19 protein-coding genes are annotated in these 21,733 nt (G+C 48.3%); 7 read left to right on the top strand and 12 right to left on the bottom strand.

Going from position 1 to position 21,733, the window contains the following annotated elements:
- Window positions 1-3: 3 nt before the first annotated feature.
- Window positions 4-2,463, bottom strand: coding sequence for a ribonuclease R (gene rnr / locus AKJ31_RS15950; RefSeq protein ID WP_053410096.1), 2,460 nt, complete (start codon window positions 2,461-2,463; stop codon window positions 4-6).
- A 253-nt stretch (window positions 2,464-2,716) separates the two neighbouring features.
- Between rnr and AKJ31_RS15945 the strand changes: the two genes are divergently transcribed.
- Window positions 2,717-4,126 (top strand): amidohydrolase, encoded by a 1,410-nt coding sequence (locus AKJ31_RS15945; RefSeq protein WP_053410095.1) that lies wholly within the window; start codon window positions 2,717-2,719, stop codon window positions 4,124-4,126.
- Window positions 4,127-4,217: 91 nt separating this feature from the next.
- Here the strand turns inward: AKJ31_RS15945 and motX are convergent, their stop codons facing one another.
- From motX to kefG, 7 genes are all read right to left on the bottom strand, one after another.
- Window positions 4,218-4,856, bottom strand: a complete 639-nt coding sequence (gene motX / locus AKJ31_RS15940) for a flagellar protein MotX (RefSeq protein ID WP_053410133.1) — start codon at window positions 4,854-4,856, stop codon at window positions 4,218-4,220.
- A gap of 230 nt (window positions 4,857-5,086) precedes the next feature.
- A complete protein-coding gene (locus AKJ31_RS15935) occupies window positions 5,087-6,403 on the bottom strand; it encodes an adenylosuccinate synthase (protein ID WP_053410094.1) in 1,317 nt (438 codons plus the stop codon).
- Window positions 6,404-6,535: 132 nt separating this feature from the next.
- Window positions 6,536-7,480 (bottom strand): isoaspartyl peptidase/L-asparaginase family protein, encoded by a 945-nt coding sequence (locus AKJ31_RS15930; protein ID WP_053410093.1) that lies wholly within the window; start codon window positions 7,478-7,480, stop codon window positions 6,536-6,538.
- 123 nt (window positions 7,481-7,603) lie between these two features.
- A complete protein-coding gene (gene slyD / locus AKJ31_RS15925) occupies window positions 7,604-8,191 on the bottom strand; it encodes a peptidylprolyl isomerase (RefSeq protein WP_053410092.1) in 588 nt (195 codons plus the stop codon).
- Window positions 8,192-8,287: 96 nt separating this feature from the next.
- Window positions 8,288-8,482 carry a YheV family putative zinc ribbon protein gene (locus AKJ31_RS15920; protein WP_053410091.1) on the bottom strand — a complete coding sequence of 65 codons (195 nt, stop codon included), beginning with the start codon at window positions 8,480-8,482 and terminating at the stop codon, window positions 8,288-8,290.
- Between the two features lie 71 nt (window positions 8,483-8,553).
- The gene (kefB, locus tag AKJ31_RS15915; protein WP_053410090.1) at window positions 8,554-10,350 is read right to left on the bottom strand and encodes a glutathione-regulated potassium-efflux system protein KefB; all 1,797 of its coding nucleotides are present in this window, start codon (window positions 10,348-10,350) and stop codon (window positions 8,554-8,556) included.
- A complete protein-coding gene (gene kefG, locus AKJ31_RS15910; RefSeq protein ID WP_053410089.1) occupies window positions 10,340-10,924 on the bottom strand; it encodes a glutathione-regulated potassium-efflux system ancillary protein KefG in 585 nt (194 codons plus the stop codon). The genes kefB and kefG overlap by 11 nt, the downstream gene beginning before the upstream one ends.
- Before the next feature lie 169 nt (window positions 10,925-11,093).
- On the opposite strand from kefG, the gene AKJ31_RS15905 reads away from it, so the two are divergent.
- The 6 genes from AKJ31_RS15905 to crp all read left to right on the top strand — a co-directional run bounded on the left by AKJ31_RS15905 (window position 11,094) and on the right by crp (window position 16,596).
- Window positions 11,094-13,016 carry an ABC transporter ATP-binding protein gene (locus AKJ31_RS15905; protein WP_053410088.1) on the top strand — a complete coding sequence of 641 codons (1,923 nt, stop codon included), beginning with the start codon at window positions 11,094-11,096 and terminating at the stop codon, window positions 13,014-13,016.
- On the top strand, window positions 13,013-13,492 hold the full coding sequence (locus AKJ31_RS15900; RefSeq protein WP_053410087.1) for a TIGR02444 family protein: 480 nt from the start codon (window positions 13,013-13,015) through the stop codon (window positions 13,490-13,492). The genes AKJ31_RS15905 and AKJ31_RS15900 overlap by 4 nt, the downstream gene beginning before the upstream one ends.
- Before the next feature lie 8 nt (window positions 13,493-13,500).
- Window positions 13,501-14,481 (top strand): hydrolase, encoded by a 981-nt coding sequence (locus AKJ31_RS15895; RefSeq protein WP_053410086.1) that lies wholly within the window; start codon window positions 13,501-13,503, stop codon window positions 14,479-14,481.
- Between the two features lie 55 nt (window positions 14,482-14,536).
- Window positions 14,537-14,755 carry a YheU family protein gene (locus AKJ31_RS15890; protein ID WP_053410085.1) on the top strand — a complete coding sequence of 73 codons (219 nt, stop codon included), beginning with the start codon at window positions 14,537-14,539 and terminating at the stop codon, window positions 14,753-14,755.
- Between the two features lie 96 nt (window positions 14,756-14,851).
- Entirely contained in the window at window positions 14,852-15,721 is an 870-nt protein-coding gene (locus AKJ31_RS15885; RefSeq protein ID WP_053410084.1) for a phosphoribulokinase, read from the top strand.
- A 242-nt stretch (window positions 15,722-15,963) separates the two neighbouring features.
- The gene (gene crp / locus AKJ31_RS15880; RefSeq protein ID WP_004410522.1) at window positions 15,964-16,596 is read left to right on the top strand and encodes a cAMP-activated global transcriptional regulator CRP; all 633 of its coding nucleotides are present in this window, start codon (window positions 15,964-15,966) and stop codon (window positions 16,594-16,596) included.
- Between the two features lie 134 nt (window positions 16,597-16,730).
- Here crp and AKJ31_RS15875 read toward each other — a convergent pair whose 3' ends face one another.
- From AKJ31_RS15875 to AKJ31_RS15860, 4 genes are all read right to left on the bottom strand, one after another.
- Complete coding sequence (locus tag AKJ31_RS15875; RefSeq protein ID WP_053410083.1) at window positions 16,731-17,522, bottom strand: DUF1338 domain-containing protein; 792 nt, start codon at window positions 17,520-17,522, stop codon at window positions 16,731-16,733.
- Window positions 17,523-17,641: 119 nt separating this feature from the next.
- Window positions 17,642-19,099: a succinylglutamate-semialdehyde dehydrogenase gene (astD, locus tag AKJ31_RS15870; protein ID WP_053410082.1), complete on the bottom strand. Its 1,458-nt coding sequence runs from the start codon at window positions 19,097-19,099 to the stop codon at window positions 17,642-17,644.
- 15 nt (window positions 19,100-19,114) lie between these two features.
- The gene (gene astA, locus AKJ31_RS15865) at window positions 19,115-20,134 is read right to left on the bottom strand and encodes an arginine N-succinyltransferase (RefSeq protein WP_053410132.1); all 1,020 of its coding nucleotides are present in this window, start codon (window positions 20,132-20,134) and stop codon (window positions 19,115-19,117) included.
- 225 nt (window positions 20,135-20,359) lie between these two features.
- The gene (locus AKJ31_RS15860) at window positions 20,360-21,574 is read right to left on the bottom strand and encodes an aspartate aminotransferase family protein (protein WP_053410081.1); all 1,215 of its coding nucleotides are present in this window, start codon (window positions 21,572-21,574) and stop codon (window positions 20,360-20,362) included.
- Window positions 21,575-21,733: the final 159 nt, after the last annotated feature.

Here is a 21,733-nt window from a genome sequence, read left to right as displayed (position 1 = left end):
TCGTTACTGCGCTTTCGCTTTGTTGCTGCTTTTAGCTTTCTTTGGCTTACTGTTTGGTTTCTTCTTGCGTGCTTTGGTGACTTTCGCTTTCTTAGCACCTTTCTTATGCTCCGCCGTATCCGGTCGCACAGTTGGCTCGATATTTGGTGACGCTTTGTCGCCACCTTTGCTCGCCGCACGTTTCTTCGCTTTGGCTTTCTGCTGAGCTTCTGCCGCGCGTTTCTTCGCCGTTTTGCCTTTGCCGCGTAGCTTACGACTTGTTTCGACTAATTCAAAGTCAATTTGACGATCATCTAAGTTCACCGACAGGACTTTCACTTTCACCGCATCGCCTAAGCGGTAGATGGCGCCAAAGCTTTCACCGATAAGTCTTTGACCAACCGGATCAAACTGGTAATAGTCGTTCGCTAAGGCGGAGATATGGACTAGCCCGTCAATATGCAAGTCAGTCAGACGGACAAAGAAACCGAAGCTGGTGACGTTCGCAATCACACCTTCTAGCTCTTCGCCAACATGGTCTTGCATGTACTCACACTTGAGCCAATCCGAGACTTCACGTGTTGCATCATCCGCACGGCGCTCAGTCATCGAGCACTGCTCACCGTAGAAATCCATATCATCAAACGAATAGTGGTATCCGCCAGTCGGCGTCCAACGGTCTTGGTTGCGCCCTTCTTGTTTCGCGATCAGGTATTTAATCGCGCGGTGCAATAGCAAGTCTGGATAACGACGAATTGGCGATGTGAAGTGCGCGTAGCGTTTCAACGCCAAACCAAAGTGACCCGCGTTATCCGCGTTGTACACCGCCTGCTTCATCGAACGAAGCAGCATGGTTTGGATCAATTCTTTATCTTGGCGTTCGGCAATCTGTTTAACCAAGTCCGCATAGTCGGTTGGTGATGGCTCCAATCCTCCTTTCAGATCAAGCCCCAACTCGCCTAAGAAGTCTCTGAAGCCCATCAGACGCTCTTCACCAGGTGGCTCGTGGATACGGTATAGCGACGGTTCTTTCGCTTTTTCCACCAGAGAAGCCGAAGCGATGTTAGCCAAAATCATACATTCTTCGATGATCTTGTGCGCATCGTTACGAATCACAGGCTCAATGCTGTCAATTTTTCGCTCAGCATTAAAGATGAATTTGGTCTCGATGGTTTCGAACTCGATCGCACCACGATGGTCACGTGCTTTCTTTAGCACTTTGTACATTTTGTGCAATTCTTCAAGGTGTGGAACGAGCGGTTGGTAACGCTGGCGTAGCTCTTCGTCCCCTTCCAAAATATCGTGCACTTTGTTGTAAGTCAGACGAGCGTGCGAGTTCATTACCGCTTCGTAATGCTTATACCCGGTCAATTTGCCCGATTCAGACAACGTCATCTCACACACCATACATAAGCGATCAACTTGCGGGTTAAGTGAACATAAACCGTTTGAAAGCACTTCAGGTAACATTGGTACCACTTGTGACGGGAAGTACACCGAGTTACCACGATTAATGGCTTCTTTATCCAGCGCTGAATCTGGACGAACGTAATAACTTACATCAGCAATTGCCACCCACAGTTTCCAACCACCGTCGGGGATCGCTTCACAGTAAACAGCGTCATCGAAGTCACGAGCGTCTTCACCGTCAATCGTCACTAACGGAAGTTCACGTAGATCAACACGACCTTGCTTCGCTTCCTCTGGAACTTCTTCTCCCAGGCCTTCAATTTGCTTTTCTACCGCTACTGGCCATTCATGTGGGATCTGGTGAGTGCGAATCGCGATTTGTGTTTCCATACCCGGCGCCATGTTTTCGCCCAGTACTTCCACCACTTTACCCATCATGCCGCGTGAACGTGAGCCGCGATCGGTAATCTCGATTACGACCACGTTACCCATACGAGCCCCGGCTTTGAGCTCATTTGGGATCAGAATATCTTGTGAAATACGCGAGTCATCCGGCACCACATAAGAGTAGCCGTACTCCATAAAGAAACGACCGACGATTTGTCCGGTTCTTTCTTCCAACACGCGGACTAAACGCCCTTCCTTACGTCCACGTTTTGAATTTTGTGTCGGTTGCACGAGTACGTAATCACCGTGGATAACGTTTTTCATCTGATGATGAGGAAGAACAATGTCGTTGTCCTTACCGGTGCTTCCATCTGGTCGCACCCAGCCATGGCCATCTTTATGACCAATAACATAGCCTTTTACCATTTCGAGTTTTTCTGGTAGGGCATAGCACTGGCGACGGGTAAATACGAGCTGGCCATCACGCTCCATCGCTCTTAAGCGACGACGAAGGCCTTCGTATTGGTCTTCACCGTTGAGCTGCAGTGCATCAAACAGGTCATTGCGGTTCATCGGCACACCCGCCTGAGCCAAGAACTCTAGGATGAATTCACGACTAGGGATTGGGTTTTCATAGTTTTCCGATTCACGATCTGCAAACGGGTCGTTATTGATATTATCTGACATAAGCTCGCCTAAATTTAGCAAGGAAGGTATGGAAACTAGTATATCTGACTCACGGTAGAAGCTACAGGCAACTCGCTTCAAATCCATTACTTTTTAATGTCTTTTTCATCACTTAGCGTGGATTAATTCCGTGGGTAGCGTGAATTTATCCAGATCACACTTCTGTGCAACGCACTAAGCAAACGATTGTAGCTAATAGCTAAAGGGGTATGATCCGGTCAGACAATCCGTTCTTACCAATACTGGTGATCCTATGAGTTTAAAACGCACACTGCTAGCCACTGCCATTGCTGGCTTAGGTCTACTGCCCCTTTCTTCTGTTGCCAATGAAAAAGTCGACCTGATCATTACCGATGCGATGGTGTTAACTATGAATCAAGATAAGACGGTGTACGAAAACGGAACTGTCATCGTTGATGGCAATAAGATCGTCGCAGTCGGTGACAGCAGCCTTGCCAAACAATACAGTTCCGATACGGTGCTTGATGTCGATGGTGACATCGTGATGCCTGGTCTTATCAATACGCATACTCACGTTTCGATGACGGTGTTCCGCTCACTGGCTGACGATGTGCCGGACCGCCTGCATCGCTATATCTTCCCTCTAGAAGCCAAACTGGTTTCGCGTGACATGGTTCGTATTGGCGCAAACTTAGGCAACGTTGAAATGGTGAAAGGTGGCGTAACCACTTACGCAGACATGTACTATTTCGAGGATGAAGTGGCTAAGACGGTCGATAAAATTGGCATGCGTGCGGTACTCGGTGAAACGGTGATTAAGTTCCCAGTTGCCGATGCGGCTAACGCCGAAGAAGGCATTCAGTATGCACTCAACTTTATTGAGCAGTACAAAGACCACTCCCGCATTACTCCAGCATTTGCGCCACACGCACCTTACACCAACACCACCGAAACGCTGCAGAAAATCGCTAAGCTATCACTGGAAAAAGATGTTCCAGTGATGATCCACCTTGCAGAATCACACCGCGAACAAGAAAAGATCGCCGAGCGTTCAGACGGATTATCGCCAGTCAAATATATGGATAGCATTGGTGCACTCAACAAGAACCTTGTCGGCGCGCATATGATTTTGGTCGACGATGAAGATATCGAGCTAGTAAAAAAATCGCAGATGGGTGTGGCGCATAATATGAGTGCCAACATTAAATCGGCGAAAGGCGTCTCTCCCGCATTGAAGATGTACGACCAAGACGTACGTATCGGACTGGGCACAGATGGCCCAATGTCGGGTAACACGTTAAGTACCATCGACGAATTCAACCAAGTCGCGAAAGTGCATAAACTGGTCAATCAAGACCGAGCGGCAATGCCACCGATTAAAGTTATCGATATGGCAACCATGGGCGCAGCCAAAGCATTGCATATGGAAGATAAAGTCGGCTCACTCGAAGTGGGCAAGCTGGCGGATATCATCGTCATCGATACCAAAGCGCCAAACATGGTACCGGTATATAACCCATATTCTGCGTTGGTGTACTCAGCGAACTCAGCCAATGTTCGTCATACGATCGTGGATGGAAAAATCCTGATGAAAGACCGTAACATGCTGACCGTAGATGAAGACGCGATTCGTAAAGAAGCGTTAGAATTTACCAAAGTGGTACGCAGCACTGTGATTGAGTCAGGCGAAGTGGTTCAATAACCAGCAGACAATAAAAAATGCCCAGCAACCGCTGGGCATTTTTGTTTTTGAGAACAACTTGAGTGCAGAAAAATGGTTCTCGAAATTCTGTTTACCAGAAAGTATCGCGCTTTTTCGCTCGAGCAATGATGTTCATCGGCATGCGCTGTTCTAAACCGCGACGCAAAATCGAAATTCGCTTGTGAGTGCGCTGATCAGCCGTAACCGAGTTGTACAGCCAACGGTAGGCATCTTCATAATCCAGCGGACTGCCGTAATCTCTAAGTAACAACTCCGCCAATTGAATACGCGCGTTTAGATTGCCCATCGCCGCAGCTTCGCGTAGATATGGGATCGCACGTTCTTTATCTTGCTGAACCAAGGTACCACGTGAGTAGTAACGACCGAGTTGCTCTAACGCCGCAGGCAAACCTTGATGCGCTGCGTTTTCCATATAATAGAGCCCCAGTTCGACGTCTTGGTCGACACACACACCCCACGCCAACATATCACCATAGAGAAACTCGTATGACGGTAAGTTAATACGGGTAGCACGAGCAACGATATCTTCCACTAACTGGCAGTTATCGGCTTTTATGCGTGCAAGGTGCTGGTTTTCGTTCACCAACTTAATCAGTTCTGCTTCGGAGTAGATAGGTACTGGCTCGCCAATCTCCTGCAAGCCATTGGCCTTGACCATAAAGGTGCTGGCCGCCAATACCATCGAAGCCGCTAATTGTTTTAGCTTCATTGTCTGCACTCTTAACTTCGATAATTGGCATTCGCTTTTCACCAATGCCGGAATTGCCGCAGTTGCGGCAAGTTTGATATTAATATCGGCAAGTACCGCTAACTCTTTAATCAAAATTGCCGTGTAATGGCAAAAGATTGCCATAGAGTGTCGAAAAAAACAGCGATCGACAAGCACAAAAAAACCAGCGACATAGCGCTGGTTTTCTAATCTACTGATAACAATCAGAATTAAGATTCGAATGGGTGAACCTTGATGATTGTTTCATTACGGTCTGGACCAGTAGAGATAATGTCTACAGGCACGCCCGTTAGCTCTTCGATACGCTTGATGTAATCTATAGCCGCTTTTGGTAGCTCTTCGATTGATTTCGCACCGAATGTGTTTTCTGACCAACCAGGCATGGTTTCGTAGATTGGCGTTGCTTGTTCAAATGCTTCAGCAGCCATTGGCGAAACTTCTAGTACAGAGCCATCTTCCATCTTGTAACCAGTACAGATTTTTAGCTCTTCTAGACCGTCTAGTACGTCTAGCTTAGTTAGACAAAAACCAGAGATAGAGTTGATTTGGATTGCACGACGCATAGCAACTGCATCGAACCAACCAGTACGACGTAGACGACCCGTTGTTGCACCAAACTCGTGACCTTTAGTACCTAGGTGTTTACCTACTGGATCTTGTTTCTCTTGACCGTCGTAAAGTTCAGTCGGGAATGGACCTGAACCTACACGAGTACAGTAAGCTTTCGCGATACCAAGGATGTAACCGATGTGACGAGGACCGAAACCAGAACCTGCAGCAACACCACCAGCAGTCGTGTTAGAAGATGTTACGTATGGGTAAGTACCGTGGTCGATATCAAGCAACGTACCTTGCGCACCTTCGAACATGATCTTGTCGCCGCGCTTACGTGCTGCGTCTAGTTCGTCAGTTACGTCGATAACCATTGAAGTGAGTAGCTCAGCGTAGCCTTGTGCCTGCTCAAGTACTTCTTCGTAGCTTACTGCTTCTGCTTTGTAGAAGTTAACTAGTTGGAAGTTATGGAATTCCATTACTTCTTTTAGTTTCTCAGCGAACGCTTCCATATCGAATAGGTCGCCAACGCGTAGGCCGCGACGAGCAACTTTATCTTCGTATGCTGGACCGATACCACGGCCAGTTGTACCGATCGCTTTCTTACCACGAGCAAGTTCGCGAGCTTGGTCAAGCGCGATGTGGTAAGGAAGAATTAGAGGACAAGCTTCAGAAATGAAAAGACGCTCGCGTACAGGAATACCGCGCTCTTCAAGAGGTTTCATTTCTTTAAGTAGAGCTTCAGGTGATAGTACTACACCGTTACCGATAACACATTTTACGTTATCGCGAAGGATACCTGATGGAATTAAGTGAAGAACGGTTTTTTCACCGTCAATTACTAGAGTGTGGCCTGCATTGTGACCGCCTTGGTAGCGAACCACATATTTTGCATCTTCAGTTAAAAGGTCTACGATTTTACCTTTACCTTCGTCACCCCATTGGGTGCCTAGAACGACTACGTTATTACCCATCTTTCCAAGTCTGATTGCTGATTAAAAATGGATTCTAGCACTGAATCACATTTCTTGCAGTTATTTTTTAATCACGCTTGCGTAGCGCTTAACTAAGTGTTTGTTGATATTATCTTTTTCAAACAATACGGCTTATTTTTCTGCGGCGTATATCTTAATTTCCATCGCTCCGTGGGCATCAATTCCAGCGCGATACATGCCGCTACTATTCATCGCATAACTGATGTTGCCGCTTGCATCTAACGCGATCAAACCGCCCTCTCCCCCCATGGCTTTTAGCTCACCATTGATCACGGTCTCACTCGCCGTCACGACATCTTCACCCAAGTAGCGCATTCTTGCCGCCACGTCACCCGCCACGCATTTGCGAATAAAGAACTCTCCCATGCCTGTCGTCGATACCGCAACGTTGCCATTTTCGGCAAAAGTGCCCGCACCAATGATTGATGAGTCACCTACTCGGCCGTATTTCTTATTGGTCACGCCACCAGTACTGGTTGCAGCGGCCAAGTTTCCTTGCTGGTCGAGCGCCACTGCGCCTACCGTACCGTGCTTACTGTCATCTGGGTACTTAGACTCAGACAAAGCGAACAAGCCTTTCTCTTTCATCGATTGCAGTTGCTCATAACGACGATCGGTGTAGAAGTAATCTTGTTCTGTGTATTCGTATCCGTGCTCAAACGCGAACTCTTCCGCGCCTTCTCCAATCAACAAGACGTGATTGCTGTTGAGCATCACATCACGGGCCAATTCAATCGGGTTGCGAATATGGCGTACACCCGCCACAGCGCCGGCATTCATCTCTTTGCCATGCATGACCGACGCATCCATCTCGACCATTTCTTTGTTGGTCAATACTGAGCCCTTACCCGCATTAAAATGTGGTGAGTCTTCCAGCACTTTGACTGCAGCCACGACCGCATCCAGTGCATCGCCACCATTTGCCAACACTTGATACCCCGCTTTGACCGAGGACTCGAGGTCGCGTCTGATTTGCGCTTCTAACTCTGGCGTCATTTGCTCGCGTAAAATCGTCCCGGCGCCACCGTGGATAGCGATAGAAAATGGCTTGCTCATGGGTTTACTCTCCGAGTATCTGGAGTTGATCAATTCAACGGGTATAAAAAAGCGCAAGCTAATCGCGTTAGCTTGCGCTCTGTTATTCTATCTTACTAAACGTAAGTTCAGCATCGGCTCAGATTAGTGAGAACCGCAGCTACCGCCACCGCAGCAGCCATCTTTCTTCTCTTCACCGTGGCTGTGGCCTTCGCCGCCACAACAACCACCTTCGTGATCATGGTCGTGATCATGACCGCAACCGCCAGCTTGGTGAACGTGGCCGTGCTCAACTTCTTCTGCTGTTGCTTCACGTAGCGCGACAACTTCAACGTCAAAAGTCAGTGTTTGACCTGCAAGCATGTGGTTACCGTCAACCACTACTTCGTCACCGTCTACTTCAGTCACTTCAACTGGGATTGGACCTTGGTCTGTATCCGCTAGGAAACGCATACCAACTTCGATCTGGTCAACGCCTTGGAATACATCAGCAGGAACGCGTTGTACTAGCGCGTCGTTGTGCTCGCCGTATGCTTCTTCTGGAGTAACAGTTACTGAGAACTTAGCACCTGCTTCTTTACCTTCTAGGGCATCTTCCAGACCTGTGATCAGGTTGTTGTTACCGTGAAGGTAATCTAGTGGCGCGTCTGTTGTTGATTGATCAACAACCACACCATCTTCTAGTTTTACTTGGTAAGCAAGACTTACTACTACGTTCTTTTCAATTTTCATAATTACTCCAAGGAGTTAGAGAAACGGAGCAAAAAACTTGCTCCGATTAACAAAGTGTCTATCCACGTATTATGGGGATTGATTATAGAAACTCAATTATTCTGGCTTAAAAATTCCGATCATCTCTTGACCGCTGTGTTCAGTTTTTTCTACAGATTGCGGCTTACGCTGATCGGTGTGCGAGCACTCGACACACTCGACGATTTCGATATTGTTCTCGATCCACCAGCGTAATGTGTCCTGCTGCGAACATTTAGGGCAACTCGCGCCTGCAATAAACCTTTTTTTCATCTCTCTTACTTCACTAGTCTCTTCCAACTCATACACCAACCTAAAAGCCGGCGTATACATCGGCGATTGGATTAATCCCAGAAGTTTTTCGATTGTTGGTCGCTTTCCATCTCGCGACCAAAAATCTCTTCCAGTTCTTTTCGTGCTTCTTTGGCTCTTAGGGCCAATTGCTTATCGTCGGTGTGCTGAGGCAACAGCTCTTTCAGCATTGCATTATCCAGTTTCCTGAAATGTGCTTCCGCTCGCTTGGCCTGATAAGGATGCATACCTAACTCGACCAATGCCTGACGCCCCAAGTCTAACGCACCTAAAAAGGTTTCGCGCGAGTAGCTTTCGATTCCGTGACTGAGCAATTGATATGCTTCAACCCGGCTACGCGCCCGTGCGAGGATTTTAAGCCTTGGGAAGTGTTGTTTACACAACTCAACAATATTCATCAGTTCATCTGGTGAATCGGTACAGATGATCATCGCTTCGGCTTTGTCTGCCCCAGCCGCACGCAATAAATCGAGCTGGGTCGCATCACCAAAGAAGACTTTATAACCGTATTTACGCAACAGTTGGATCTGGCTGGCGTCGCTTTCCAGTACCGTTACTTTTATTTTGTTGGCGTACATCAGACGACCAACGATCTGACCAAAACGACCAAAGCCAGCGATGATCACGCGGGGTTGTTTGTTCACCACATCACTGCGACGTTGCTTGCCTGGCTGAGCGTTCAGGCCACGCGCATACCAGCGATTTTGCACCGTGAGTAACAAGGGGGTCGTTACCATCGACAAACTTACCACTACGAGTAAAAACGCAATTTGGTCTTGGGTTAACAAGCCTTCCGCACTGGCAGCGGTAAAGATAACAAAAGCAAACTCACCACCTTGGCTGAGAATCGCCGCCATCTTACTGCGTGATTTGGCTCGCCCGCCAGACAAATGGGCCAGCACATAAAGGATCAGCCCTTTACACGTCACTAACCCCGTTACTGCCAACAGCACCGCGACTGGTTGTAACGCCAATAACCCTAAGTTAACCGCCATGCCAACCGCGATAAAGAACAGTCCCAACAGTAAACCTTTGAACGGTTCAATCGCGATCTCTAGTTCGTGGCGGTATTCACTCTCTGCCAGTAGCACCCCAGCCAAGAAAGTGCCAAGTGCCATCGATAGACCTAGCTGCTTCATAATCAAAGCGATACCGATCACCAGTAGCAAAGCCGCAATGGTGAACAACTCACGTACGCCACTCATCACCACATAACGGAACAGCGGCCTCAATAGATAATGGCCACCGACCAACAATCCACCGACACCGCCGAGCATCCACAATACATCGAACCAGTCACCGGCAGTGTTTCCCGCCAACACTGGCAATATCGCCAACATCGGAATCACGGCGATATCTTGGAACAGCAGCACCGCAAACCCCGATTGACCGGCTTCACTGCCTTCTAAGCCTTGCTCTTCGATAACCCGCAACGCAATCGCTGTGGAAGACAGCGCCAAGCCCATACCGATCACTAAACTGGTTTGCCAGCTCGTGCCCAATAGATAAGCCACGCTTGCAAGTAATAAAGTAGTGATAACAACCTGCGCGCCGCCAAGCCCGAGAATCGGCCCTTTCATTTGTAGTAGTTTGGTCGGGTTTAGCTCCAGACCAATCAAAAACAGCAGCAGTACCACACCAAACTCGGCAAAGTGCAGAATCGCTTCAACGTCGCTGATTAAACCCAAGCCCCAAGGACCGATCGCCACACCCGCGAGTAGATAGCCGAGTACCGAGCCTAACCCTAATCGCTGCGCGAGTGGCACCGCCAATACCGCGGCGGAAAGAAAAATTACACTACTTTGTAGAAAGTCGCTTTCAGCTGCCATGCTGACCTCCTACTCGATGGTGATTGTCATGGGTAAGATTCATCAGCCATTGACGATACGCTTCAGCATGTTGATAGCGCTCCATTTCTGGTACTCGTCTCGCCCAGTACAACACCAGAGGTTCAACCCATTCCATTTGACACAAAGCCGCGGTTAGCTCAAACGGCTGTAGAATTTCAGACATCGGATAACGGTTATAGCCGCTGGCTTTAAACGCGTCTTCACGGCCACCAGCGGTGATCACGCTACGCCATACTTTGCCTTTCAGCGCCTCTCCTGAACCGAACGCAAAACCTTTACACAGTACGCGGTCCAGCCACTCTTTTAACAGCGCGGGACAGGAATACATGTAGAGCGGATGGTGAAAGACGATAACATCATGATTCAGCAGTAGTCGTTGCTCTGTTTTGACGTCGATAAAAAAATCTGGGTAATGGGCGTAAAGGTCATGCACAGTAACGTGATCAAGCGATTGAATTTTCTTGATCATCATTTGGTTGGCGACTGAACTATCCGGCTCTGGGTGAGCGTAAAGAACAAGTACTTTGGGCGTTTTCGATGGTCTCGTCTGCATTCCTTGGACAGCAATCCTTATTAGTGGTGAAGCCGACTCACTGTGGCTAAGTTCATATTATCGTTATCAGATTGTTATACGTCTTTGTTACACATAATACAATGATCGACATTTAATCTCATTCCCCCTACTATTCTGCGCGATACGAGCAAAGATAAAGCGCAAAACTATGATTACCTTTTCTGACATCCAGCTTCTTCGTGGCGGTAAACCGCTTCTGGACCAAACTTCTGCAACCATTCATCCGGGCGATAAAGTCGGCCTAGTTGGCAAAAACGGTTGTGGTAAATCCACCTTATTCGCGTTGATTAAAGACGAGTTGTCGGTGGATGCTGGTAACTTCAGCAAACCAGCGCATTGGGAATTAGCTTGGGTTGCGCAGGAAACACCAGCGCTTGAACGCAGTGCGATTGAGTACGTGATTGACGGTGACCGAGAATACCGCGCCTTGGAAGAAAAGCTCGCACTCGCAGAAGCGAACGATAACGGCACGCTCGTCGCCGAGATCCACGGCCAGATTGAAACCATCGGTGGTTATAGTATTCGCGCTCGCGCGGCAGAACTGCTAGACGGTTTGGGCTTTAGCCAAGAACAGATGAGTTGGAACCTAACCCAGTTTTCTGGTGGTTGGCGTATGCGTCTTAACTTAGCGCAAGCGCTGCTGTGCCGTTCTGATTTGCTCTTGCTCGACGAACCGACCAACCACTTGGATTTGGACGCAGTAATGTGGCTTGAACGCTGGCTACAAAACTACCCAGGTACTTTGGTACTTATCTCGCACGACCGTGATTTCTTGGACCCGATCGTCGGTCGAGTGATCCACATCGAAAACGAACAACTTAACGAATACACGGGTAACTACTCGTCGTTCGAAGAACAGCGCGCGCAAAAGCTCATCTTGCAACAAGCGATGTATCAAAAGCAGCAGAAGCAAATGTCGCACATGCAAAGCTACATCGACCGCTTCCGCTACAAAGCGTCGAAAGCACGCCAAGCGCAAAGCCGTATCAAAGCGCTGGAACGGATGGAGAAAGTACTACCTGCGCAGTTTGATAACCCGTTCAGTTTTGAGTTCCGCGAACCGGATGCGCTACCAAACCCAATCATCATGATGGATGATGTGTCTGCGGGTTACGGCGACAACTTGATTCTGGAAAAGATCCGCTTGAACCTAGTTCCGGGCAGCCGCATTGGTCTGCTTGGCCGCAACGGCGCGGGTAAATCCACTCTGATCAAACTGCTGTCTGGCGAATTAAACAGCCAGGGCGGTGAGCTGACCTATTCTCAAGGCGTGAAAATTGGCTACTTCGCACAGCACCAGTTGGAAACCTTGCACCCAGAAGAGACGCCGCTGCAGCACATGATGCAGATCGCGCCGAAACACACAGAGCAGCAGTTACGTGACTACTTGGGCAGCTTTGGTTTCCAAGGTGACAAAGCGCTGGAAAAAGTCGCGCCATTCTCGGGCGGTGAAAAAGCGCGTCTAGTGCTCGCACTCATCGTCTGGCAAAAACCGAATCTATTGCTACTCGATGAACCGACCAACCACCTTGACCTCGATATGCGCCAAGCGCTGACCTTAGCGCTGCAAACCTTTGAAGGCGCGATGGTGATCGTATCGCACGACCGTTACTTATTACGTGCAACCACGGACGACTTATACCTTGTCCATGACCGCCAAGTGGCACCATTCGACGGCGACTTGAATGACTACTACAAATGGTTGACCGAGCAGCAAAAAGTGCAGCGTAAAGAAGAGCAATCAGCACAACCGGAAAAAACCTCCAGCAATAGCGCCGCAGCGAAGAAAGAACAAAAGCGTCGCGATGCGGATTTCCGTAAACAGACCGCGCCAATTCGCAAAACGCTGACAAAGCTTGAAGAAAAAATGGATAAGTTAAGTACAGCCCTCGCAGAAGCAGAAACACAATTGTCAGATAACTCACTGTATGAGGCGGAAAATAAGACTAAACTTAATCAAGTATTAGCAACCCAGGCGAACAGCAAAAGCGAACTTGAAGACGTCGAAATGGAATGGATGGCTCTGCAAGAAGAGCTTGAACAGATGGAACAGGAATTCAATAGCCAATGAGTCCAAAGCACGCAGACATATCACTCACCCTTGAAAGACTGTGGCAATTTAGCTTGCAGTACTACAGTATGCGAGGAGTGAAAGACGCGTGCCTAAATCTACAAAACCACTTCAAAGGCAACGTTAACCTGCTGCTGTTGCTCAAATGGCTCGACGAGCAGCAGGTATGTTTCAAAGATCAAGACTGGCTCAAAGTGGAAGAGTGCCTTGGGCATTCTGAAACTCTGCTGCACAGCTACCGAGACATTCGCCGTCGACTCAAATCCCATGTTCCAGATGCGCTATATCGTGAGTCGTTGCAGTTTGAACTGCAGTTAGAACGCTGCCAGCAATCTGATCTGGTCGACTGCATCAATAACTTAGAACTAGAAAAAAACTTAGGTTCGCCGTTAACCCTGCGTTACTGTCGCCAACTAGGAGCAGAGCACCTCTATCCTGCTTTCGCCGAGCCGATTGATAACACCGCCAACATGTAGATGTGCTTATGACTCAATTTGTCGCTGCTAAAGGATTGACCAATCCTCACGTACAAACTCTGGCTCCGCGCTTTATTCGCAAGAAAGCGTTGTTTGAACCTGTATGGCAAACGCTGGATACCGAAGACGGCGATTTTCTCGATCTCGCCTGGAGTGAGGATTGGCAATCAGAAAAAGCGAAAAACAAACCTATTTTCGTATTGTTTCACGGTTTGGAAGGCTGCTTCTATAGCCCTTATGCCAACGGCTTAATGCACGCTTTTGCCAAGAACGGTTGGCTGTCGGTGATGATGCATTTTCGCGGTTGCAGCGGCAAACCGAACAACCTAGCCAGAGCGTATCATTCGGGCGAAGTCGAAGACGCGCGACTGTTTCTTCAGCACCTCGACTCGCTGTTTCCAAATCAAACCAAAGTGGCGGTTGGCATCTCGCTTGGCGGAAACATGCTGGCCAACTATCTTGCGCAATACAATCAAGAGCCTCTACTAGACGCCGCCACCATTGTTTCAGCGCCGCTTGACCTTTCTGCCTGTTCACAGCGTATTGAGCAAGGCTTCTCAAAGATCTATAAAACCTATCTGCTCTCTTCGTTGAAAAGAAACGCACTGCGCAAACATCACCTACTAAAAGGCGAGCTCGACCTGTCTTATCAAAGCATCAAGCGCGTAACGAAGCTTTACGAGTTCGACGATTTGATCACAGCGCCGCTGCACGGGTTTAAAGACGCACAAGATTATTACCAGCGCTGCTCTGGCATCCACCGTTTAAAAGACATCAAACTGCCGACGCAAATCATCCACGCCAAAGACGACCCGTTTATGACCGAAGACGTCATCCCGAAATACGTACTTCCGGACAATATTGACTACCGTTTGTTTGACCAAGGTGGTCATGTGGGGTTTGTCGCGGGTAGCGCACTAAAACCAAAGTTCTGGCTTGAAGAAGCACTTCCGGCGTACTACCAAAGCTTGAGTGCTAAACGCCAGTAAGTGCATATCTAAACCACGCTCCAATAGAATTGCTGCATAAAGTTTTGAGGTATTTATGATCATCCCATGGCAACAAATCGCCCCAGACACCCTGGATAACCTAATCAAAGAGTTTGTCTTACGCGAAGGGACAGACTACGGCGAAAACGAAATATCGCTCGACGACAAAGTCGCACAAATCAAAGCGCAGCTCGAAACGGGTGAAGCCGTGGTTGTGTTCTCAGAACTGCATGAAACCGTTGATATTCAGCTGAGAAGACAGTTTAATCGTTAAGATTCAATGCTCAGCGAGCACATCCATAAACTGTCGTAAAAGCATGTTATAGTGTGGCTGAAATACAAGGTAAGTAACTAACAGACAAGGTTTGTCATGTCAGCAAAACACCCGATTATCGCCGTCACCGGTTCGTCCGGTGCGGGAACAACAACGACGTCTGAAGCCTTCCGCAAGATGTTCAATATGATGGACATTAAACCTGCGTGGGTAGAAGGCGACAGCTTTCACCGATTCACGCGCCCAGAAATGGACGTGGAAATCCGTAAAGCACGCGACCAAGGTCGCCACATTAGCTATTTTGGCCCGCAAGCGAATGACTTTGCTGGCCTTGCAGAGTTTTTCCGTCAATTCGGCTTCGACGGCACCGGTCAGGTGCGTCGCTACCTGCACACGTTTGACGAAGCCGTGCCGTACAACCAAATGCCGGGCACTTTTACTCCATGGCAAGATCTGCCAGAAAACACCGACGTACTCTTTTATGAAGGGCTGCACGGTGGCGTGGTTGACGGTGAGGTCAATGTTGCGCAGCACGTTGATTTCTTGATTGGCATGGTGCCGATTGTCAACTTGGAGTGGATCCAAAAGTTCGTCCGTGATACCCGAGACCGTGGTCACTCACGTGAAGCCGTGATGGACTCAATCGTGCGTTCAATGGACGATTACCTCAACTACATCACCCCACAATTTTCGCGTACCCATATCAACTTTCAGCGTGTTCCGACCGTGGATACGTCAAACCCGTTAAACGCGAAAGGTATCCCGAGCTTAGACGAAAGTTTTGTTGTCATTCGTCTGCGTGGGATTAAGAATGTCGATTTCCCGTACCTGCTTGCAATGATCGATGGCTCATTCATGTCTCGCCATAACACATTAGTTGTACCGGGCGGAAAAATGAGTTTCGCCATGGAGCTGATCGTAAGACCGATTCTCCAGCAACTCATCGAAACGGGAAAAATTGGCTAAGGCTAGTGTCCAATGTGCGATTACTTTTCATACCGTGATCATGTGCACATTTTTGCTTAGAGAATTAGCATGCGGACCCGATTAAAATCAAGAAATCGGTTTCGAAAAAGGATACTATTTGTAACCGAAACACAAGATAGCTTGCAGCATTTATAAAGTGCTCTTATCCTAGTAAGCCAAACTTAAGGCTTAGCTAAAATATGGAAAGCGGCAAGCGTACCCTGCAGAGGAAGTGAGATATTATGGTTCTAGGTAAACCTCAAACCGACCCAACATTAGAGTGGTTCCTTTCACACTGTCATATTCATAAGTACCCATCAAAAAGCACGCTGATCCACGCGGGCGAGAAAGCAGAGACGTTGTACTACATCGTTAAAGGTTCTGTGGCAGTACTTATTAAAGACGAAGAAGGTAAGGAAATGATCCTTTCTTACCTAAACCAAGGTGACTTTATCGGTGAACTTGGTCTGTTCGAAGAAGATCAAGAGCGCACAGCTTGGGTTCGTGCTAAATCTCCTTGTGAAGTTGCAGAGATTTCTTTCAAGAAATTCCGTCAGCTAATCCAAGTAAACCCAGACATCCTAATGCGTCTTTCTGCGCAAATGGCAAGTCGTCTTCAGGTAACTAGCCAAAAAGTTGGTGACCTAGCGTTCCTAGACGTAACCGGTCGTATCGCGCAAACGCTACTTAACCTAGCGAAACAACCTGATGCGATGACTCACCCAGACGGTATGCAAATCAAGATCACTCGTCAGGAAATCGGTCAAATCGTTGGCTGTTCTCGTGAGACAGTAGGTCGTATCCTTAAGATGCTTGAAGAGCAGAACCTAATTTCTGCACACGGTAAGACAATCGTGGTTTACGGTACTCGTTAATCTCTGATTAACCGAGCAAGAATACAAAAGCCACCAAACGCAAGTTTGGTGGCTTTTTCTTTATTGGCTTTCTAGCGAGAAGGCGACGCCATAGCTAAGGCTCGATAATAGCTATGGCGTCTAAGAACTCGATATTATCCGTTGGTGCTTTCGAAGATCTTGTCCGCTGATGCTGCGACAAATCCTGGGTAAAGCTCACCGTTACTCATCGGGTAACGCTTAGCAAACTCGTAGAAACCACCCGGTACGATTTCTGTGCCTTCGCTAAACTGCACTGGCACTTTATCCGCCATGGTTGAAGACTGCTCTAATAGAACCTCAGGCGAGCCTTTCACTTCGCCACCAAACTCATTGATTGCAAAGCCTGCTTGGCGTAAGTGGTCATTCACACCTTTCACTTCCGTAAAGGCACTGAGTTGGTTAACGCTCACGGTAAAGTGGTTCGCACCGTAACCGTGCGCCGCTAGCCATGACGCGTACTCACTCTCTTTCGCCAGTACTTGGTAGTCAGCAAAGCTCAAATCCCACAAACGGCCACCGTATAGGAACTCATGACCTTTTAGCTTATCGGTGTCCAATTGCTCGACAAGCTTAGCAACGATCGATTGCAGCTCGTCAGAACACTCGTTAACTTTCAACTCACTGATGAACACTTTTGGCTGTTTTGGGTCTGGGTGTTCAAAGTGTTTTGCCACCAGCTTCTTGCTCTCAAACTCGTAGTCGCCGCAAGGCTTGTAGCCCGCATCGAGGAAAGGTTGAGCAAGCGTCGCAATTCCCAAAGGGGCGACGTTAAACGTACGCAGCGCAATGTGGTCGTTGATCAGTGGCTCATCTTCCTGAAGCAGTTGATGAACTTTTTCTGCAGAGGGACATAAGCGTTGAATATAGTCATTCCATAACGACTGGAATAAAACATCTGGCGTCATAACGCCTCCTTGTTTAAGGGTTGTTTACGGTGATTGGATTATAAAAAAGGCCACCTAATCGACTTGTCCAGAGAATCAATCAGATAGCCTTCAACCTGTGACGTTCTATTATTAAATTCTTATAGCTCTACACCCGGGCTTAGCGTAGCGGGTAGCAAGGTTTCGCCACCTTCCATTGAAGCCATTGGGTAAGCACAGTAGTCAGCTGCGTAGTAAGCACTTGGACGTAGGTTACCTGACGCGCCCGGACCACCAAACGGTGCATCACCACTCGCCCCCGTCAATTGACGGTTACGGTTAACGATACCCGCGCGGATATGGTCAACAAAGTAGTCCCACTCACTGTCATTGGTTGAGACTAGACCTGCAGATAGACCAAAGCGAGTATCGTTCGCCAGCTCTACCGCTTTCTCTAGACCTTGGTAACGCACCACTTGCAGCAATGGACCGAAATATTCTTCGTCCGGAAGCTCGGCAATCGGTGTCACATCGATGATAGCTGGTGTGACAAATGCCGCTTGGCCGCCTTTGGCTTCGAGTAAGCTCACGCCACCCAAGTTTTGTAGATTCGCTTGTGCATCAAGGATGAATTTCGCTGCCGCTTCTGAGATTTGTGGCCCCATAAACGGTGCAGGTTCAGCAAATGGCTGGTCGACACGGATCTTCTTGGTTGCCGCGACGAGTTTCTCAACCAACACATCGCCCTTCTCACCCACAGGGACATACAGGCGACGCGCACACGTACAACGTTGACCCGCACTGATAAAGGCAGATTGAATGATGGTGTAAACCGTTGCGTCTAAGTCACCGTAGTTATCAGTGATCACCATTGGGTTATTACCACCCATTTCTAGCGCCAGCATCTTATCCGGTTGGCCAGCAAACTGACGGTGTAGGATATGACCGGTGTTTGCGCTCCCGGTGAACAGCAGTCCATCGATACCTTTTGAGTCAGCCAGAGCAATACCTGTCTCTTTCGCCCCTTGGACTAAGTTGATCACGCCTTTTGGCAGACCTGCTTTTTCCCAAAGTTTCATCGCCAGCTCACCCGTCATTGGGGTTTGCTCAGACGGTTTGAATACCACGGTATTACCCGCTAAAAGCGCTGGAACAATGTGACCGTTAGGCAAGTGACCTGGGAAGTTGTACGGGCCAAATACCGCCATCACGCCCAATGGACGGTGGCGTAAAACAATTTGGTTACCCGCCGCTTCGCGTGTCGACTCACCTGTGCGGTCGTGGTACGCGCGAATAGAGATCGCAATCTTACCCGCCATTGCGCCCGCTTCGGTACGCGTTTCCCAAATCGGCTTACCGGTTTCTTTCGCGATCACTTCTGCGATTTGCTCGCTGTGTTCTTTTACTTGCTCGGCAAACGCCAGCACAATCGCTTCACGCTCTGCAAAGCTGAGTTTTTTCCAGCTCTGAAACGCTTCACGCGCAGCGCTCACCGCCGCATCTACTTGAGCCGGAGTCGCACTGTCGCCTTCCCATACCACTTCATTGTTGTATGGGCTTAGTGAATTCATTGGTTCGCCTTGTCCAGCGACCCATTCTCCTGCAATCCAATGTGTCATTACTCTTTCCTTAATTTACTGAGGCAACATACGAACGTATTCACCATCGTTAACCTGTAGCGCTTCTGCTACCGCTGGTGAAAGAATCACTGAATCAGATTCTTTGTCGTACGCCGCTTTCGCTGCGGTTGCACGGAAGTTTTCAAATGAAGTGTTCGAGATTAAGTAATCCTGCGAGCTTGAATGCTCAGCAATCGTCACTTTCGCACGGAATGAATGACGCACTGATTCGATATTGCGCAGGTCACATTCGACAGTCGGACCGCCATCGAAAATATCGACGTAGTTACGGCAGGTAAAACCTTCTTTCTCTAACAGACGTAGTGCAGGTTTGGTGTTCTCGTGCACTTTACCGATCACTTCTTGTGCTTCTTTGCTCAGTAAGTTGATGTAGATAGGCAGTTTTGGCATCAGGTCGGCGATGAAACCTTTCGCACCGATACCCGTTAGGTAATCTGCCATGGTGAAATCAATCGAGAAGAAGTGCTCTTGCAGCCATTGCCAGAATGGCGAGTTACCGTCGTCATCAGACACACCACGCATTTCAGCAAAGATGGTTTTAGAAAAACGGTGCGGGTGTTCAGCCATCATCAAGAAACGACATTTCGACATCAAACGACCATTCAGTCCTTGGCGGAAGGTCGGACGCAAAAACAGCGTACAAATTTCACTACAACCTGTGTAGTTGTTACCGAATGTCAGCAGCTTAACCGTGTTGTTCACGCCAAGCTTTCTTGATGAATGCACAACGGTACTGATGTGGTATGAGTAAAACGGTACATCCCAGCCAATCGAGGCTTCGATACCCGTACAGCCAGCCACTTCACCAGTATCACTGTCAAAGCCAACCATTAGGTAACCCTCATCACCTGGTTCTGTGACCTCTGGTTTTGAGAAGCTGTATTCTGAGTGTGTAATGCGGTTAGTTAACAGTTCTTCGTTAACCGGTAATGATGTAAATCCGTGACCCGATTCCACTGCGCACGTGTGCAGTGCATCGTAATCCGACATTGCGATAGGGCGGACAACCAGCATCGATACTCCCTCCTGATGCTTGATACCACTGCCACCGGTCATCTATTCATCCTTGCTTGCTTAAATCACTAATAACTGCGTTGTAGATTTTGAAGTTAGACCCGCTAGCTCGCTGCAATCTACGCCTTGTTCTAAGTGATTTTCCCTAAGCAATATTTTGAACACATGCCCAGTGGCAATGGTATGGAAGATCACTTGAATAAGCGATCTTCCTAGGTGTTATAGTTATTTTGTTAGTGTCGCTAGAGCTTTATCTAGTCGAGATAATCCTTCTTGGATTTCTTCTTTAGTGATGACTAGTGATGGAGTGAAACGAACCACGTTCGCGCCAGCAACCAACACCATCAAACCTTCTTTACCCGCTGCAACCAGTACGTCGCGAGCGCGGCCTTGCCACTCATCATTCAGAGCAGCGCCCAGAAGTAAGCCTTTACCGCGTACTTCTGCAAAGATTTGGTATTTATCATTGAGTTTAGCTAGACCTTCACGGAATAGTGCTTCACGCTCCGCTACGCCTGCCAGTGTTTCAGGTTGGCTCACAACATCAACCACCGCTTCAGCAACCGCACACGCCAGTGGGTTACCACCGTAAGTTGAACCGTGTGTACCTACTTTCAGGTGCTGGGCAAGTTCCGTTGTTGTCAGCATTGCACCGATAGGGAAGCCACCACCCAGTGATTTCGCGGTGCTTAGAATATCAGGTGTCACACCTAGACCTTGGTACGCGTAGAAGTGACCAGTACGACCGTTACCTGTTTGTACTTCATCAAAGATAAGCAGGGCGTTGTACTTGTCACACAGTTCACGTACGGTCTGAATGAACTCATCTGTTGGTGCGATGATGCCGCCCTCGCCTTGTAGTGGCTCCATCATGATCGCACAGGTGCGATCCGAGATGTGCTCGCGAAGTGCGTCGACATCGTTGTACGGCAGGTGAGTGACATCACCTGGCTTAGGCCCAAAACCGTCAGAGTAAGCTGCTTGGCCACCAACGGTTACCGTAAAGAATGTACGACCGTGGAAACCTTGTTTAAATGCGATGATTTCTGATTTTTCTGGACCAAATTGGTCTGCTGCGTAACGACGCGCAAGTTTAAGCGCCGCTTCGTTTGCTTCTGCGCCTGAGTTAGCGAAGAAAACTTTTTCTGCAAAGCTCACTTCCGTTAGCTTTTTCGCTAGACGTAGTGCAGGCTCGTTAGTCATTACGTTACTTAGGTGCCAAAGCTTGTTGCCTTGCTCCGTCAATGCGTTAACCATTGCAGGATGACAATGACCTAAGCAGCTCACGGCAATACCACCAGCAAAGTCGATATACTCTTTGCCTTCCTGATCCCATACACGCGCGCCTTCGCCTTTTACTGGAATCATTTCCATTGGGTTGTAACAAGGTACCATTACCTCATCAAACAGACCGCGTTCTACTTTATTTTCAATTGTCATTGCACATTCCCTCTCGATACCGCATGCCAGGTAATTCTTGCATCCTTGCTTTCAAAAATATGAAAGCACACATTGTTTTGCATTTAAGCAATTACGGCATTGTATTTACAATTAATTAACCATTTCAATAGTGATTTGTTCTTTTTGAAGGCATCAAAT

The organism is Vibrio hepatarius, assembly GCF_001274785.1.
In the GTDB taxonomy this organism is placed as follows: domain Bacteria; phylum Pseudomonadota; class Gammaproteobacteria; order Enterobacterales; family Vibrionaceae; genus Vibrio; species Vibrio hepatarius.
Note: the sequence above shows the minus strand (reverse complement) of the source record. Positions and strands in the feature narration are given on the sequence as shown.